The organism is Flavobacterium piscinae (assembly GCF_004122145.1).
GTDB lineage: Bacteria > Bacteroidota > Bacteroidia > Flavobacteriales > Flavobacteriaceae > Flavobacterium > Flavobacterium piscinae.
The window spans coordinates 47,731-64,219 of the sequence record NZ_SBKQ01000010.1; the positions used below are offsets into that span (position 1 = coordinate 47,731).

The following is a 16,489-nucleotide window of genomic DNA, read 5'->3' on the forward strand; positions in this document are numbered from 1 at the left end:
TATCTTTGTACAAATCTTAAATTAACAATAATGAAAAAAGTACTTTTATCAGCCATCTTGGTTTTTGGCTTTATCTTGAGTACGAATGCTCAGGAAATTTCTAAAAATGCAATTGGTTTACGACTTGGTGACAACGATGGTTTTGGTGGTGAAATATCCTATCAAAGAGGTCTTTCTGACAACAACCGACTTGAATTTGATTTAGGTTGGCGAAACAGTAGCGATTGGGATGGTTACAAACTGGTTGGTTTATACCAATGGGTTTGGAACATTGAAGGCGGATTTAATTGGTATGCCGGTGCAGGAGCCGGTATTGGAAGTTGGAACCGAGACTTTGGTCCCAATAATTCCAATAGTGAAAATGGTACTTATGTGTTAGCTGCCGGAGACATTGGAATAGAATATAACTTTGACTTTCCTTTGTTATTGTCATTAGACTTCAGACCCGAGTTTTACTTTGGAGATGGATATAGAAATAACAATTTTGGTCCGGATATTGCTTTGGGAGTTCGATACCAATTCTAAAAATATTTCAAAAAATACGTCCCTAAATTGGGACGTTTTTTTTATTGGATGATAATGTTTTTTTTAGAATTAATTTTAACTATGCAAATGGGATAGGTCATCACAGTTGTAGCTAGACCTTTGGGAACGTTTTCTTTGATCGTTATAATAATATCATTATCTGTTTCTTCAATATTTTCAATTGAAAATGAATAACCTCCGGAATTTTTCTCCCCCATATTCAATAACAAAAAATTACTTGTGTAGATGTCTGAGGGTTTTATTTTATTTTTCAAATCCTTATCATTCAACAACATTTTAAATTCTTTTTGTTCGGTAATCATTTCAAAAAAGCGAAAATTGGCTCCCCCCTGTTCGGATTGTTTCAAAATTTCGTAGAGGGGCGGTTTTTCATCTGTATTTTTTTGGGTTGAACAAGAAAATAATATTATACAAACCGTCATTGTTGCAATGATTTTTTTCATCTTAACTTGAAATTGAATTGAATTGATTTTTAATGGCTTTTTCATAAACCGCTTCATACAAAGGCAGAATATTTATTATATCAAACTGCTGAGCCACTGCAAAAGCATTCTTCTTAAATGTAGATAACGTGACATCATCCTGAATTATTTTAAGTGCATTTTCTGCCATCGCATCAATAGCCCCCACATTGCTTAGATAACCTGAAAAACCATCTTTATTTACTTCAGGTAAACCACCGGTGTTGGTTGAAATTACCGGTACACTACAAGCCATAGCTTCCAAAGCAGCCAAACCGAAACTTTCCGTTTCCGATGGAAGCAAAAACAAATCGGTGAAACATAAAATTTTATCAATTTCATTGCTGTTTCCAAAAAAGATAACTTTGTTAGAAATGCCTAATTCTTCACATAAAAGTTCGGCATTTTCTTTTTCCGGCCCTTCGCCTACCATCATTAATTTTGCCGGAATTTGTTGTTGAATTTTATAAAAAATCTTGATGACATCCGGTATGCGTTTTACTTTTCTAAAGTTACTGATATGCGTAATGATGCGTTCATCATTTTTTGCCATCAACGAGCGATAACAAGGGGTTCCTTCTTCCACTTTTGCTTTATTGATTTCGATGAAATTCGGAATAACTTCAATTTCTTTTGTGATTGCAAAGTGTTTATAGGTGTCGTCTTTCAAACTTTGTGAAACGGAGGTTACCACATCCGATTGGTTAATGCTAAACGTAACCGCCGATTTATAAAATGGATGTTTTCCAACCAAAGTAATATCGGTTCCATGCAAAGTGGTCACCATCGGAATATAAATTCCTTCTGCTTTCAACATTTGTTTAGCCATATAACCTGCGTAGGCATGTGGAATGGCATAATGCACGTGTAAAAGTTCTATTTTATGCAATTTTACCATGTCCACTAATTTACTGGAAAGTGCTAATTCGTAGGGCTGGTAGTGAAAAAGCGGATATTCGGGAACATTCACTTCGTGGTAATGCAAATTCGGATTAAGTAAAGCCAAGCGAACCGGCTGTTTATAGGTAATAAAGTGAATTTCGTGACCCCGTTGAGCCAATTCTAAACCCAATTCAGTAGCCACTACTCCACTTCCTCCGAAGGTTGGATAACAAACTATAGCTATTTTCATGTATAAATATTAGACTAACAAAGTTACATTCTTTGGCTTTTGCTTGTGGTAAGAAATCGTTAAAAAATTATTTTGTTGTATTATTTAGAGCAATTCATATTCCGTACTGTTTTTTAATTCAGAAATCATAAAGGAGCTATGAGTACTGCCAATGTGTTTTAAATTTGTTAGTTTAGTAACCATAAACTCACGGTATTCTTCCATACCACTAACACAAATTTTAAGAATGTAATCGTAATCACCACTAACGTGAAAACATTCGAGTACCTCGGTTAATTGTGTTACTTCATGTTCAAAGGTGTTTAAATATTCTTTCGTGTGCTGAATTAATTTGATGTGACAAAACACCACAAAACTTTTATTAATCTTGGTTCTGTCTAACAATGCCACATAATTGCGAATAACTCCTTCCCTTTCTAATTTTTTTATTCTTTCATAAACCGCAGTTACCGAAAGATTAAGTTTATTGGAAAGCTCTTTGGTTGTTTTTTTACTGTCTTCTTGCAAAAGCATGAGCAGTTTTTTATCAATTAAATCAAATTCCATAAAATAATATTTTCTATTTTGTTCAGCAAAATAAATCAAATATACCAATATAATCTAAATAAACATAATATAATAGAATAAAAAACTAAAATATATATATTATATTGATATTTTTACTAAATGTTATTTTATTTGTATTACATATAAAATTACAAAAAATGAAAAATAACCAATTTAATCCGGCTGACCACATTCAAGATTTACAATATTTTGGTGAATTTGGGGGTGTTAATCCTTCGATTTCTGATAGTTCAACTTATACCTTTCTTTCTGCAAAAACGATGTTTGACACCTTTGAAGGAAATGCCGAAGGTTGTTATTTGTATTCACGTCATTCCTCGCCCATGAATTTGTATCTTGGTGAAGCTTTAGCAGCGATGGAAGGAACAGAAAGTGCTAATGTTGCCGCTTCAGGCATGGGTGCGATTACGCCGGTTCTAATGCAATTGTGTTCAGCAGGTGATGAAATTGTTTCCAGCAGAACTATTTATGGCGGAACTTATGCGTTTATGAAAAATATGTTACCCAAGTGGAACATCAAAACGCATTTTGTTGACATTACTAAATTAGATGTTGTTGAGGCAGCTATCACAAACAATACCAAAGTGTTATATTGTGAAACCGTAAGTAATCCTTTATTAGAAGTAGCCGATATTGAACGCTTAGCTCAATTAGCAAAAAAGCACAACATCAAATTGGTTGTGGATAATACTTTTTCACCCCTTTCCGTTGCTCCGGCAAAAATGGGAGCCGATGTGGTAATCCACAGTTTAACAAAATTCATTAATGGAAGTAGTGATACGGTTGGCGGTGTAGTTTGTGCGTCGCAAGAATTTATTAACGATTTAAAGAATGTGAATAACGGTGCGAGTATGTTGTTAGGGCCGACAATGGACAGTTTGCGTTCGGCGAGTATTTTAAAGAATCTGAGAACGCTTCATATTCGTATGAAACAACACAGTTATAATGCCAATTATTTAGCCGAAAAATTTGAAAAAGATGGTTTGAAAGTCGTTTATCCGGGTTTAAAAAGCCATCCTAGTCACGAAATTTATTCCAACATGATTAACAAAGAATATGGTTTTGGAGGAATGATGACGGTTGATGTTGGTTCGCTTGACAAAGCCAATGAACTGATGGAATTAATGCAAAACAGAAATTTAGGTTATTTAGCTGTGAGTTTAGGATTTTATAAAACGTTATTCAGTGCTCCGGGAACTTCTACTTCATCGGAAATTCCGCTTGACGAACAAAAAGAAATGGGGTTAACAGATGGATTGATTCGATTTTCCATTGGTTTAGACAATGATATTGAACGAACGTATCAGATGATGAAAACGTGTATGAAAGAAATTGGGGTTTTAAAAGAACTTCAACAAGCATAAGAAATATTTTAATCCGACTTTAACGAGTCGGATTTTTTTATTTAAAGATAAAATAATGATTTTTTTATATCTTGCATCCATAAACAAAATTTATGGAAAGTCAAGACATCAAACCATTCGATCCAAAAAACGAAGAACTTATTGAAAACAAAAATTTATCCCTTTTTGAAGCTTTACTTCCTATCTTTTTATTGATTGGAATTTTAGGATACAATGTATATGCGTATGAAGATAACGCCACCTATGGCCCAAATCAATTTGCCCTAATTATTGGTGCAGCTATTGCAGCCATCGTAGGCTTTAGAAACAAAGTTTCGTATGGAGCCATGATGGAAGACATTTCTAAAAATGTCAAGTCGACTTCCGGTGCTATTCTCATTTTATTGATGGTTGGAGCACTTTCCGGAACATGGTTGATCAGTGGCGTCATTCCAACGATGATTTATTACGGACTTCAAATTCTTCATCCGGCTATATTTTTACCTGCTTGTGTTGTTATTTGTGCTGTTATTTCAGTTGCTACGGGTAGTTCGTGGACAACTTCTGCAACTGTCGGAATAGCTTTAATTGGTATTGGAAGCACGATTGGAATGCCATTGGGAATGGTGGCCGGAGCTGTTGTTTCCGGAGCTTATTTTGGTGATAAACTTTCACCTTTATCAGATACCACTAACCTTGCCCCAGCGATGGCAGGAACCGATTTGTTTACGCACATTCGCTATATGACATTGACGACAGTTCCAACTATGATTTTGACTTTAATTATATTTATCTTTCTCGGATTAACTCAATCCACTAATGGATCCGGTGACAATTCTGAAACGTTGAACTCAATTCAAAAAACGTTCCATATTTCTCCTTGGTTATTTTTAGTTCCCGGTGTTGTTATATTATTGATTATAAAAAAAACAGAACCTTTAATTGCTTTGCTAATTGGAACTTTACTAGGAGGAGTTTTCGCTTTAATTTTTCAACCTGAATTAGTAGCTAAGCTAGGCGGAAGTACTAATCTATCTTTTTTCTCAGGCTATAAAGGTGTGATGAATGCCATTACGGTTGAAACTTCAATTGAAAGTTCAAATACTGTTTTAGCAAAATTATTTTCTTCTAAAGGTATGTTTGGCATGCTTAATACTATTTGGTTAATTCTTTGTGCCATGGTTTTTGGCGGTGTGATGGAGGCGATTGGTGCATTAACCCGAATTACCGATTCATTATTGAAATTATTTCACACTACATTTGGTTTATTTGCGAGTACGGTTGCCAGTTGTTTAGCATTAAACCTTACTGCTTCTGATCAATATTTAGCCATCGTTGTGCCAGGAAAAATGTTTGCTAAAGCTTATCAAGATAAAGGACTTGCTCCGGAGAATTTGAGTAGAACGTTGGAAGATTCCGGAACAGTAACTTCTGTATTAATTCCTTGGAATACATGTGGAGCTTATCAATCCGGTGTGCTGGGTGTATCCACTTGGTCTTATTTACCCTATGCTTTTTTCAACATCATCAGTCCGTTTATGACTTTGTTGTTTGCTGCGTTTAATATTAAAATTAAACAACTAAGAGGCAAATTATAATACTTATTCTTCATCTTTAGACTTTTAAACTTTTTTTATAAAAAAATAGTTCGCTTAAAAATGATGAAGATTAAGAATTAATTTCTTTTGATAAGCTTTATAAAAACATGCAATAAAGGCAGTATTTTTTTAGTTTTGTAAACAATTCTAACTAAATAATTCCTATTTTTGAAATCTTTAAAAAATTAAAAAAAATGGCAACAATAACCTTAGGAGGAAATCCTATTCATACCAGCGGAGAATTACCAAAAGTTGGTTCTAAAGCACCTGATTTTCAATTAGTAAAAACCGATTTATCAGTTGCTTCTTTAGCTGATTTTGCTGGTAGCAGATTAGTTTTAAACATCTTCCCCAGTATCGATACCGGAGTTTGTGCTACCTCAGTGAGAACATTCAATCAGAAAGCATCAACTTTGGATAACACAAAAGTGTTGTGCATTTCACGTGATTTACCTTTTGCTCAAAAACGTTTTTGTGGTGCAGAAGGCATTGAGAACGTTGAAAATTTATCCGATTTTAAAAACGGAAGTTTTGGTGAAAATTATGGTTTGACAATTACAGACGGACCATTGGCTGGACTTCATTCCAGAGTTGTTATTGTCGTGGATGAAAATGGTGTTATTACCCATGCAGAACAAGTTCCTGAAATAGCTCAAGAACCAAATTATGAAATGGCATTGGCCGTTTTATAACGCATCATGGAATTTCAAAAAGATAATAGCTTTATCAAAGGACGTTTAAAAAGTGTTGTTTATGCTTTAAAAGGTGTTTATAAACTGTTAGTTACTGAACACAGTGTGATGATTCAATTTTCTTTAGGAATTCTCATAAGCATTGCCGGATTTTATTTTGATATTTCTAAAAACGAATGGTTAATTCAAACCCTTTGTATCGGTTTGGTGTTATCCATTGAAGGATTAAATACAGCCGTTGAAAAAGTTGCTGATTTTGTTCATCCTGATTATCATGAAAAAATAGGTTTTATCAAAGATATTGCTGCAGGTGCTGTTTTTTTTGCTGCTCTAACGGCAATAGTAATAGGAATGATAATTTACGTTCCTTACATTATAAATTAAAATGAAAATAGTTTTAAAATAGTTAATTTTACAACCAATTATAACGAAGTTAATGGCTAAAACATCTTCGACAGGTTCTTCCAAAAAAGAAGCAGATTCAAAATCTGAACCAAAAAAAATTTTCAAATTCACCAAACAACATCGTTTTTTGTTTGGCTGTTTTTTGGTGCTTTTTTCAGTGGCTTTGTTTCTCTCGATGGTTTCCTTTTTTATTTATTGGCAAGAAGATCAAAGTGCTGTTAACAGCATTGGCAATCGTTCCGTAGATGTAAAGAATTGGTTAGGAAAAGTGGGAGCCTATTTAGCTGATTTATTCTTATACCAAGGATTTGGAATAGCCTCTTTCCTACTCGTTCGACTCTTGTTTATGTCCGGAATCTACATGATCCTGAGTCTTCCTTTAAAAAAATTAAAGGATTTATGGTTTTGGGATTTATTTGCTATGGTCAATTTTTCGTTGATGTTTGGATTCTTTTCTGAATATATTCCGGAGTTAGGTGGAATTGTTGGGTTTGAGATGAATTCCTATATCCAAGATTTTATGGGAAAACCAGGAACACTGTTGGTTTTGGTTTTCAGTTTTTTAATTTATTTGATTTTTAAAGTAAATGTATCACCGGAAACTTTTCAAAAATTATTTGAAAGAAAGAAAAAAGAAATCAAAGAAGATTTAGAAGAAGCGGCTGCTAACAGTCCATTTGATCAACCTATCGAAAATAAAAATTCAGATGAAATTCCGGAAGAAGGTGTAATTTCAATCAAAAAACCGGTTTCAACTTTTGAAATAAACAAAGATTCTCTGAAGCCAACCATTGAAAATGCTTCAGAAATTAATTTAGAACCAAAGGTCAAAGTACTTGAACCAAATCCGCAACCTGTATCAAGAGAACCGGAAATCATTCAGACTAATGATGAGCATTTTGTAATTGAAAAAGCTCCTGAAGAAGAACAAATTGAAGAAAATTTAGCCGAAAGATTAGTGGCTGATTTTGGGGAATTTGATCCTACCTTAGAATTGTCTAAGTACAAATTTCCAACCTTAGATTTACTGAAAGATTATGGAGCCAGTAGTATCACTATCAATCAAGAAGAGTTAGAAGAAAACAAAAACCGCATCCTTGAAACGCTTCGTAACTATAAAATAGACATTGCTCAAATCAAAGCTACGGTTGGCCCATCGGTTACTTTATATGAAATTGTACCCGAAGCCGGTATTCGTATTTCAAAAATTAAAAGTTTAGAGGACGACATTGCCTTATCGCTTTCTGCTTTGGGTATTCGAATCATTGCTCCAATACCCGGAAAAGGTACAATTGGGATTGAAGTACCTAACAAAAATCCAACAATGGTTCCAATGAAATCCGTTATTGGTTCAACACGATTTCAAGAAGCAGAAATGGAATTGCCGATTGCATTAGGGAAAACCATTTCTAATGAAACGTTTGTAGTGGATTTAGCGAAGATGCCTCACCTATTAATGGCTGGAGCTACCGGTCAAGGAAAATCGGTAGGATTGAATGCGGTGCTGACTTCCTTATTGTACAAAAAACATCCGGCTGAAGTAAAATTTGTGTTGGTGGATCCCAAAAAAGTTGAGCTTACGCTTTTCAATAAAATTGAGCGTCATTATTTGGCTAAATTACCGGATACTGAAGATGCCATTATCACAGATAACAATAAAGTAATCAATACGTTGAATTCACTTTGTATAGAAATGGACAACCGGTATTCTTTGTTAAAAGAGGCTATGGTTCGAAATATCAAAGAATATAATGAAAAATTCAAGTCCAGAAAATTAAATCCAAATGATGGTCATCGCTTTTTGCCTTATATTATTTTGGTAGTAGATGAATTTGCAGATTTGATTATGACCGCCGGTAAAGAAGTAGAAACTCCTATTGCCCGATTAGCTCAATTGGCCCGTGCGATTGGAATACATTTGATTATTGCCACACAACGACCTTCAGTGAATGTAATAACCGGTTTAATTAAAGCCAACTTCCCGGCTCGAATTGCATTTAGAGTAACCTCTAAAATTGATTCACGCACAATTTTAGATACACAAGGAGCCGATCAGTTAATTGGTCGTGGAGATATGCTTTATACCAATGGAAATGATTTGGTTCGTGTGCAATGTGCTTTTGTGGATACACCGGAAGTAGAACGTATTACTGAATTTATTGGTTCACAAAAAGCCTATCCGAATGCTTATTTACTACCTGAGTATGTTGGTGAGGAAAATGGCACAATGCTTGATATGGATATATCCGAACGTGATTCAATGTTTAGGGAAGCTGCTGAAGTGATTGTAACCGCACAACAAGGTTCTGCTTCACTCTTGCAACGTAAATTAAAATTAGGCTACAACCGAGCCGGACGATTGATTGATCAATTGGAAGCAGCCGGTATTGTTGGCCCTTTTGAAGGAAGTAAAGCTCGATCAGTAAATATTCCTGATTTGAATTCGTTAAACGAATTTTTTAACAACGAACAAAACAACGCTTAAAATGAAAAAATTTATCTGGATTTCAATTCTATTTTTATCTGTATTTACAATGCAAGCACAAGATAAAAAAGCAAAAGAATTATTAGATGAAGTGACAGCAAGAGTCAAAAGTTATGAAAACATTACCATCGATTTTAAATACAGTCTTCAAAACAGTAAAGAAAACATCAATCAAGATAGTAAAGGGAGTGTGATTTTAAAAGGAAATTTATACTATCTAAATTTTATGGGAACTACCAAGATATTTGATGGTAAAAAAACATACACCGTGGTACCGGAAGACGAAGAAGTGACAATTTCTAACGTGGATGAAAAGGATGAAAATGCAATTACACCTTCGAAAATGTTGACTTTTTTCAATCAAGGTTATAAATATTACTGGGATATTACTCAAAATATAAAAGGAAGAAAAATTCAATACATCAAGTTAGTCCCAATTAGTTCAAAAGATCAACGAAAAGAGATACTTTTGGGTATTGATGTGCAAACCAAACACATTTACAACTTGATTGAAGTGGGTAAAAAAGGAACCAAAACAACGCTCACTGTTAATTCTTTCAAAACCAATCAGCCATTATCGAAAAATCAGTTTACCTTTGACGAGAGTAAATATAAAAATTACTACATCAATAGAATAGACTAATTTTTACGGTGAAAATTCTTGATCGCTATATACTGTCTTCCTTTTTAAGTACATTTGCTACGGTATTTGTTATCCTCTTTTTTATCTTTATTCTTCAAGGAATATGGCTTTTTATAGCCGATTTAGCAGGAAAAGATTTAGACTCCTATTTAATTTTCAAGTTTTTAGCCTTTTATTCTCCCAAAGTTGTACCTCTGGTTTTGCCACTTTCTGTATTACTGGCTTCCATCATGACTTTTGGTAATTTTGCTGAAAATTATGAGTTTGCTGCAATGAAATCATCCGGTATATCATTAAAACGTGCTATGCATTCATTGGCTATTTTTATTTTAGGATTAAGTTTCATAGCTTTTTTATTTGCTAATAACATTATTCCTCAGGCCGAATATAAATTCATTAACCTTCGAAAAAGTATTGTACAACAAAAGCCTTCGATGGCGATTGCCGAAGGTCAATTTAGTAACGTTGGAAGTTATACGATAAAAGTTGCCGATAAGTATGGTGATAATGACAATTTATTACGCGATGTGACAATTCACAAACTGTCGAATCTTGGAGTTGGTACGAATGTGGTGATTAAAGCCAAGCGAGGAGAATTAATCAGCAATGAAAATTCAAATTTTCTTCAATTAATTTTATTTGATGGAAATTACTATGAAGAAGTTCCGGTTAAAAATTATACCGAAAAGAATAAAGTCCCTTTTGCCAAAAGTTCGTTTAAAAAGTATATTATTAATTTTGATTTAGCTCCATTACAGAAATCAAATTTAGATACTGATCAAATCACAAATACGAACAACATGCTGAATGTTAATGAATTAAAATACACATTAGATTCGCTTGAGGGCAACTATAAAAAAGATATTGTTTCCTACACTGAAAATACGCAACAACGTTTAACAAACTTACGGACTACCCAAAAAAACAATACATTAAAAGACACACTTTTGACAGATTTAATGTCAATTGTACAACCCAATCAAATTATAACCGTTTATGATAATGCCAAGGCTAATGTTTCAAATATTAAATTTTCCATAGAAGGTTCTTCTTTTGACCTTCAAGGAAAAATAAAAAATATAAACAATCATTGGCTAGCTCTGTATGATAAATTTGTCATTGCCTATGCTTGTTTGCTAATGTTTTTTATTGGAGCTCCCATTGGTGCCATCATCCGAAAAGGAGGTTTGGGATTACCGATTGTGTTTGCTATGGTTATATTTATTGTCTACCATTTTATTAATGTATTTGGTAAAAAATTAGCCCAAGAAAATGGAATTACACCTTTTTTAGGGGCATGGATGTCATCCATTTTATTAACACCTTTTGCTGTTTTGTTAACTTACAGGGCTACGAATGATATAGGATTAGTCAATATGAATTTAATTTTACAACCCTTTCATAAATTATTTAATAAGCGAAAAACAGAATAAATCTCAAAAAATTTATGTCTCAAAAAATACAACTAAATACAATTGAAGAAGCCATAGAAGATATCCGACAAGGAAAAATTATCATAGTGGTGGATGATGAAGATAGAGAAAATGAAGGCGATTTTTTGGCTGCCGCCGAAAAAGTAACACCTGAAATGATCAATTTTATGGCAACACATGGCCGTGGACTCATTTGTGCTCCATTAACAGAAAAACGTTGTCAAGAATTAGAACTTCGCACCATGGTTAGCAACAATACCGACCACATGGAAACGGCATTCACTGTGTCAGTTGATTTAAAAGGACATGGAGTAACTACGGGGATTTCAGCAGCCGATCGTGCAAAAACAATTTTAGCTTTGGTTGATGAAAACACCAAACCTTTTGATTTAGCTAGACCCGGACATATTTTTCCTCTCATTGCTAAACAAGGTGGTGTTTTACGAAGAACCGGTCACACTGAAGCTGCCATAGATTTCGCCAGACTTGCCGGTTTTACACCAGCGGGTGTTATATGTGAAATTATGAATGAAGACGGTTCAATGTCTCGTTTACCGGAATTGGTAGAAGTTGCCAAAAAATTTAATCTCAAATTAGTTTCAATTGAAGATTTAGTGGCTTACCGAATGCAACATGACAGTTTGATTCAGAAAAAAGAAGATTTTGAAATCAACACCCGTTTTGGAGCATTTCGCATGAGAGCTTATTTGCAAACAACTAATAAACAAGTGCATTTGGCTTTAACAAAAGGAAGTTGGAATAATGGAGATGCTGTTTTAACTCGTATTAATTCAAAACAAGTGAACAATGATATTTTAGAGACTCTCACTAATAATTCGGAGAAACGTTTGGAAAATATGTTCAATCGCATCAATGAGGAAGGAAAAGGTGCCATCATTTTTATCAATCAGGAAATACCTTCGATAGAATTGCTTAACCGCATTGGCGAATTAAAAACTTTACAGGAAGAAGGACAAATGAAAGCTCCTCCAATTAAGATGGATGCAAAGGACTTTGGTATTGGAGCACAAATTCTTCATGATTTGGATATTTCCAAAATTAGATTACTCTCCAATTCCGAACAGACTAAGCGAGTTGGAATGATTGGTTATGGACTCGAAATTATGGAATATGTTAAGTATTAATCCACTATTTTAGTGCCTTCAAAAATTTTCTGTTCTTCTAAATCGTAGAAAATGAAACGTTTAGTTCATACTTTTTAAATAGTAAAGTTTTTTAATAAAAAAAGGTTTGTTTAAACCAAAAATCGTTCTATATTTGCACTCGCAATCAGAAAATGGTTGTGATTTATTGGAGAAATGGCAGAGTGGTCGATTGCGGCAGTCTTGAAAACTGTTGACTGTAACAGGTCCGGGGGTTCGAATCCCTCTTTCTCCGCAAAATTAAAACCCTAACGATTGAAAATCAATTAGTTAGGGTTTTTTATTTGCTAATTATCCCCACATTATCCCCACGTTGTTTGTGTTTTTAAAATATTATTTTAATAAAAAATCAATAATCATGAATGCTCAAGTCTCAATTAAAGATTTTATTTATATCAGAAGTCAATTATTAAAATCATTTATATTGAAATACAAATTATCAATCCTTTGTAAAAAAATCAGCCATTAATTCTGCTTGTTTTAAAACTGTCTCAATTGCTTTGGCTTGTTTGTCTGGCGGATAACCCCACTTTGTCAATGTCCGCTTTACAATTACCATAAGTCTTGCTCTTGCACTTTCTCTAATTGTCCAGTCAATAGTTGCGTTTGCTCTTACTTTGTCCGTAATTTCTCTTGCAATTTCTTTGAGTTGGTCGTCACCCAGAACCATAACTGCACTGTCGTTTACTTCTAAAGCATTGTAAAAAGCAACTTCGTCTTTTGTTAATCCAAGTCGTTCGCCTTCTTTGTCCGCTTCTTTAATTTCTTTTGCAATGTTTATGAGTTCTTGAATAATTTCTGCCGTTGTCAGCAAGTTGTTTTGATAGCGTTTTATTGCACCTTCCAACATTTCCAATAACTTTTTACTCTTTACTAAATTGGTTTTTGAACGTGTTTTTATTTCGTCATTGAGTAATTTCTTTAAAAGCTCTAAAGCCAAATTTTGATGCTTCATTCCTTTAACTTCTAAAAGAAATTCATCAGATAAGATTGAAATGTCTGGTTTTTCCATACCAGCAGCTTCAAAAATATCCATTACTATATCTGAACTTATGGCTTCATCTACTATTTGTTTGATAGCTGTTTCAATTTCAATGTCTGATTTACCGTTTCCATTCCCTTCAAATTTTACAAGGCGAGCTTTTACTGCTTGAAAAAATGCAATGTCGTCTTTGATTTCCATTGCTCTTGGATGCGGAATAGATAAGGTGGAAAAAACGGTCAAATTGACCACCTAATTCCGGAGCAAATTGACCACCGATTCCGATTCAAAATGACCACCTAATTTCGGGTCAAATTGACCACCACTTTCCGGTTGAAATTGACCACCGAAAAATACTACTTTTTTTCATGCTGTTAGCCACCTAAATTCGTTGAAAAACGAATTATGGCAAATAAAATAACAGACATGAGTAAGATAAGAAAAGTCATTAAATTTCATTGTAACGGCAAGAGTAATTTATTTATCAGTAAGTACCTTTCACTTTCCAGAAACACGGTAAAGAAGTATATTTCTTTGTTTAAAGTATCGGGCTACAGACTTGATTATATCGCTGAGAAGACAGATGCTGAACTAGAAGCTATTTTCGTTGGAAACACTGCAGAACAAGTCAATCCTAAGCTAGAGAAGCTTTATAGCTTTTTTCCACAAATGGAGCGACAACTCAAGAGCGTTGGGGCAACTGTTCAACAGCAGTGGGAACTGTACTTTGCCGCAAACCCTGATGGAGTGCGGAGCTCACAATTTAGAGTTCACTTTAAAAACTGGAGTAATCGTGTGAATCCGGTGATGCATATTCAACATAAATCCGGAGATAAGATGTATGTGGATTATGCCGGGAAAAAACTTTCTATCGTTGATGAGAATACCGGAGAAATAAAAGAAGTTGAGTTTTTTGTAGCGATTCTTGGTGCCAGCCAATACACCTATGGAGAAGGCTCGATGAGTCAACAGAAGGAAGATTTTGTAAATTCTGTTGAAAACGCCATGCGTTATTTTGGTGGAACTCCAGCTGCGATTGTTCCTGACAATTTAAAATCGGCAGTCATAAAAAGTAGTCGTTTTGAACCAACGATTAATGAAACTTTAGCTGATTTAGCAGAACATTATGAAACTACCATACTACCTGCTAGGGTTTACAAACCAAGAGATAAATCATTGGTTGAAGGAGCAGTTAAGATTTTATACCGAAGAATTTATGTGCATCTTAAAAACAGAACATTTTTTAATTTAGAGCAATTGAATGAAGCTATTTGGGAATTATTAGATCTTCATAATCGTAAAAAACTCACCGGACGACCTTATTCTCGCTACGAACTCTTCCTTGAAGACGAGAAGGACAAACTGCGTCCATTGCCACTAGAACGTTTTCAAATCAAGTATCATTCTTTTGCTACGGTTATGCAAAACGGACATGTATTAAACAGTCAGGATAAAAACTATTATAGTGTTCCCTATCAATACATCCGTAAAAAAGTAAAGCTTTTGTATACGCAATCAGTAGTTGAAGTGTATTACAAATACAATCGTATTGCTATACATCAAAGAAGTAATAAGGCTTATGTATACACCACCAATGCGGAACATTTAGCCAGTACGCATCAGTTTGTAGCTGATTGGAGTGCTACTCGTTTTATTGATTGGGCAAACAGTATCGACCCTTGTGTGGGTGAGTTTATCATTAAAATCATAGAGAACAGAAACCACCCTGAACAGGCTTTCAAGAGTTGTTTAGGAGTTCTGACGTTCGAGAAAAAAGTGGGCAGAATACGATTAATCAATGCTTGCAAAAGAGCTCTTGATTTTAAGATTTACAACTTTAAAACCATACAAAACATTTTGGAAAACAATTTAGACTCTATTGATGAAGATAAAGACTTGAATCAAGACTTACCTGAACACCAAAACATTAGAGGCAAAAACTATTATGAATAATTTAAAACCATTACCTATGAATCAAGCAACAGAAAGCAAAATGAAACAAATGAAGCTCTATGGCATGCATAGTGCTTTTAAAACCGCATTAGAAAGCGGTAAAACAGACCATTACACCATTGACCAATTTGTGTCAATGATTATTGATGCCGAATGGGATGAAAGGCATAACAGACGCATTGAGCGAAGCATTAAAAACGCCCGGTTCCATTACAAGTCAAACATTGAAAATATCCATTTTGATGAATCTCGGAATCTGGACCGTACTCTTGTTTTTCGATTGGCAGAATGTGATTTTGTAGAGAAAAATCAAAACGTTTTAATCACCGGAAGCACCGGTGTCGGTAAAAGTTTTTTAGGTACGGCACTGGGTTATCAGGCCTGTATACAAGGTTATAAGGTTAGTTATTTTAATACTTCAAAACTTTTTGCCAAGTTAAAAATGGCCAAAGCAGACGGCTCGTATTTGCGTGAACTCGCCAAAATAGAAAAACAAGATGTAATTATTTTAGACGATTTTGGTCTCCAAGCTCTCGATAGTCAAAACCGAATTACACTCTTAGAAATCATTGAAGACAGGCACAATAACGGTTCAATTATCGTTACTTCACAGATACCGGTACAAGGTTGGTATGACATTATTGGAGAAAAAACAATCGCCGATGCTATCTTGGATCGTTTGATACATCATTCACACAGAATCGAACTATTGGGTGAATCGATGCGGAAGAAAAAAACCATTAATAAAGATTAATTTTTTTAACTATTTTTGAATAGAAACTAACACATGAAAAAAAGTAATTTTAGGTGAAAAATCGAGGTGGTCAATTTGAACCGGAATTGGGTGGTCACTTTCAACCGAAATCAGGTGGTCACTTTAAATCGGAATTGGGTGGTCAATTTGACCGGAATTTGCAGTATGAACTACACGAATACATTGATTTTTTAAACAAAATCAATCGTAAAGTAAAAATTGAAATATAATTCCAAATCATATTGTAAATGGTAAATTTTATTTAAACCGTTGGGCAAAATATAATCTTTACATAAAATCTCTATTTTTTTTGATTAATTACATGACTCTAT

Annotated in this window: 16 protein-coding genes and 1 tRNA gene; 13 read left to right on the forward strand and 4 right to left on the reverse strand. The window is 34.2% G+C overall.

The genetic code is table 11. The features are described 5' to 3' along the window. Nucleotides 1-30: 30 nt before the first annotated feature. Nucleotides 31-525 (forward strand): hypothetical protein, encoded by a 495-nt coding sequence (locus EQG68_RS10320; RefSeq protein WP_129464811.1) that lies wholly within the window; start codon nucleotides 31-33, stop codon nucleotides 523-525. Between the two features lie 41 nt (nucleotides 526-566). Here EQG68_RS10320 and EQG68_RS10325 read toward each other — a convergent pair whose 3' ends face one another. From EQG68_RS10325 to EQG68_RS10335, 3 genes are all read right to left on the reverse strand, one after another. After that, nucleotides 567-989, reverse strand: coding sequence for a protease complex subunit PrcB family protein (locus EQG68_RS10325; RefSeq protein ID WP_129464812.1), 423 nt, complete (start codon nucleotides 987-989; stop codon nucleotides 567-569). A gap of 1 nt (nucleotide 990) precedes the next feature. Beyond that, nucleotides 991-2,139 carry an N-acetyl-alpha-D-glucosaminyl L-malate synthase BshA gene (bshA, locus tag EQG68_RS10330; protein ID WP_129464813.1) on the reverse strand — a complete coding sequence of 383 codons (1,149 nt, stop codon included), beginning with the start codon at nucleotides 2,137-2,139 and terminating at the stop codon, nucleotides 991-993. Between the two features lie 84 nt (nucleotides 2,140-2,223). Next, nucleotides 2,224-2,685: an Lrp/AsnC family transcriptional regulator gene (locus EQG68_RS10335; protein WP_129464814.1), complete on the reverse strand. Its 462-nt coding sequence runs from the start codon at nucleotides 2,683-2,685 to the stop codon at nucleotides 2,224-2,226. 158 nt (nucleotides 2,686-2,843) lie between these two features. Between EQG68_RS10335 and EQG68_RS10340 the strand changes: the two genes are divergently transcribed. The 9 genes from EQG68_RS10340 to EQG68_RS10380 all read left to right on the forward strand — a co-directional run bounded on the left by EQG68_RS10340 (nucleotide 2,844) and on the right by EQG68_RS10380 (nucleotide 12,703). Next, on the forward strand, nucleotides 2,844-4,070 hold the full coding sequence (locus EQG68_RS10340) for an aminotransferase class I/II-fold pyridoxal phosphate-dependent enzyme (RefSeq protein ID WP_129464815.1): 1,227 nt from the start codon (nucleotides 2,844-2,846) through the stop codon (nucleotides 4,068-4,070). 92 nt (nucleotides 4,071-4,162) lie between these two features. Continuing rightward, on the forward strand, nucleotides 4,163-5,647 hold the full coding sequence (nhaC, locus tag EQG68_RS10345; protein WP_129464816.1) for a Na+/H+ antiporter NhaC: 1,485 nt from the start codon (nucleotides 4,163-4,165) through the stop codon (nucleotides 5,645-5,647). A 194-nt stretch (nucleotides 5,648-5,841) separates the two neighbouring features. Further along, on the forward strand, nucleotides 5,842-6,339 hold the full coding sequence (tpx, locus tag EQG68_RS10350; protein WP_129464817.1) for a thiol peroxidase: 498 nt from the start codon (nucleotides 5,842-5,844) through the stop codon (nucleotides 6,337-6,339). 6 nt (nucleotides 6,340-6,345) lie between these two features. Further along, on the forward strand, nucleotides 6,346-6,723 hold the full coding sequence (locus tag EQG68_RS10355; protein WP_129464818.1) for a diacylglycerol kinase: 378 nt from the start codon (nucleotides 6,346-6,348) through the stop codon (nucleotides 6,721-6,723). 52 nt (nucleotides 6,724-6,775) lie between these two features. Beyond that, complete coding sequence (locus EQG68_RS10360) at nucleotides 6,776-9,229, forward strand: DNA translocase FtsK (protein ID WP_129464819.1); 2,454 nt, start codon at nucleotides 6,776-6,778, stop codon at nucleotides 9,227-9,229. A gap of 1 nt (nucleotide 9,230) precedes the next feature. Further along, the gene (locus EQG68_RS10365) at nucleotides 9,231-9,872 is read left to right on the forward strand and encodes a LolA family protein (RefSeq protein WP_129464820.1); all 642 of its coding nucleotides are present in this window, start codon (nucleotides 9,231-9,233) and stop codon (nucleotides 9,870-9,872) included. An 8-nt stretch (nucleotides 9,873-9,880) separates the two neighbouring features. Further along, nucleotides 9,881-11,305, forward strand: a complete 1,425-nt coding sequence (locus tag EQG68_RS10370; protein WP_129464821.1) for an LptF/LptG family permease — start codon at nucleotides 9,881-9,883, stop codon at nucleotides 11,303-11,305. Between the two features lie 14 nt (nucleotides 11,306-11,319). Beyond that, nucleotides 11,320-12,450, forward strand: coding sequence for a 3,4-dihydroxy-2-butanone-4-phosphate synthase (ribB, locus tag EQG68_RS10375; RefSeq protein WP_129464822.1), 1,131 nt, complete (start codon nucleotides 11,320-11,322; stop codon nucleotides 12,448-12,450). 168 nt (nucleotides 12,451-12,618) lie between these two features. Next, nucleotides 12,619-12,703 (forward strand) — tRNA-Ser (locus EQG68_RS10380). 204 nt (nucleotides 12,704-12,907) lie between these two features. On the opposite strand, the gene EQG68_RS10385 is transcribed toward EQG68_RS10380, so the two are convergent. Continuing rightward, nucleotides 12,908-13,693, reverse strand: a complete 786-nt coding sequence (locus tag EQG68_RS10385) for a DUF3387 domain-containing protein (RefSeq protein ID WP_222845213.1) — start codon at nucleotides 13,691-13,693, stop codon at nucleotides 12,908-12,910. Nucleotides 13,694-13,855: 162 nt separating this feature from the next. Between EQG68_RS10385 and istA the strand changes: the two genes are divergently transcribed. Genes istA through EQG68_RS15060 form a run of 3 tightly spaced genes read left to right on the forward strand, consistent with a single transcriptional unit; the run spans nucleotide 13,856 to nucleotide 16,387 of the window. Continuing rightward, nucleotides 13,856-15,403, forward strand: a complete 1,548-nt coding sequence (istA, locus tag EQG68_RS10390; protein WP_222845214.1) for an IS21 family transposase — start codon at nucleotides 13,856-13,858, stop codon at nucleotides 15,401-15,403. 16 nt (nucleotides 15,404-15,419) lie between these two features. Continuing rightward, entirely contained in the window at nucleotides 15,420-16,157 is a 738-nt protein-coding gene (gene istB / locus EQG68_RS10395) for an IS21-like element helper ATPase IstB (RefSeq protein ID WP_129464823.1), read from the forward strand. A 53-nt stretch (nucleotides 16,158-16,210) separates the two neighbouring features. Beyond that, nucleotides 16,211-16,387, forward strand: a complete 177-nt coding sequence (locus tag EQG68_RS15060) for a hypothetical protein (RefSeq protein WP_164975434.1) — start codon at nucleotides 16,211-16,213, stop codon at nucleotides 16,385-16,387. Nucleotides 16,388-16,489 lie beyond the last annotated feature (102 nt).

Bases quoted from the DNA above. Each gene is read 5' to 3' on its own strand.
- EQG68_RS10320 (WP_129464811.1), top strand. From the start codon at position 31: ATGAAAAAAGTACTTTTATCAGCCATCTTGGTTTTTGGCTTTATCTTG.
- EQG68_RS10325 (WP_129464812.1), bottom strand. From the start codon at position 989: ATGAAAAAAATCATTGCAACAATGACGGTTTGTATAATATTATTTTCT.
- bshA (WP_129464813.1), bottom strand. From the start codon at position 2,139: ATGAAAATAGCTATAGTTTGTTATCCAACCTTCGGAGGAAGTGGAGTA.
- EQG68_RS10335 (WP_129464814.1), bottom strand. From the start codon at position 2,685: ATGGAATTTGATTTAATTGATAAAAAACTGCTCATGCTTTTGCAAGAA.
- EQG68_RS10340 (WP_129464815.1), top strand. From the start codon at position 2,844: ATGAAAAATAACCAATTTAATCCGGCTGACCACATTCAAGATTTACAA.
- nhaC (WP_129464816.1), top strand. From the start codon at position 4,163: ATGGAAAGTCAAGACATCAAACCATTCGATCCAAAAAACGAAGAACTT.
- tpx (WP_129464817.1), top strand. From the start codon at position 5,842: ATGGCAACAATAACCTTAGGAGGAAATCCTATTCATACCAGCGGAGAA.
- EQG68_RS10355 (WP_129464818.1), top strand. From the start codon at position 6,346: ATGGAATTTCAAAAAGATAATAGCTTTATCAAAGGACGTTTAAAAAGT.
- EQG68_RS10360 (WP_129464819.1), top strand. From the start codon at position 6,776: ATGGCTAAAACATCTTCGACAGGTTCTTCCAAAAAAGAAGCAGATTCA.
- EQG68_RS10365 (WP_129464820.1), top strand. From the start codon at position 9,231: ATGAAAAAATTTATCTGGATTTCAATTCTATTTTTATCTGTATTTACA.
- ribB (WP_129464822.1), top strand. From the start codon at position 11,320: ATGTCTCAAAAAATACAACTAAATACAATTGAAGAAGCCATAGAAGAT.
- istA (WP_222845214.1), top strand. From the start codon at position 13,856: ATGGCAAATAAAATAACAGACATGAGTAAGATAAGAAAAGTCATTAAA.
- istB (WP_129464823.1), top strand. From the start codon at position 15,420: ATGAATCAAGCAACAGAAAGCAAAATGAAACAAATGAAGCTCTATGGC.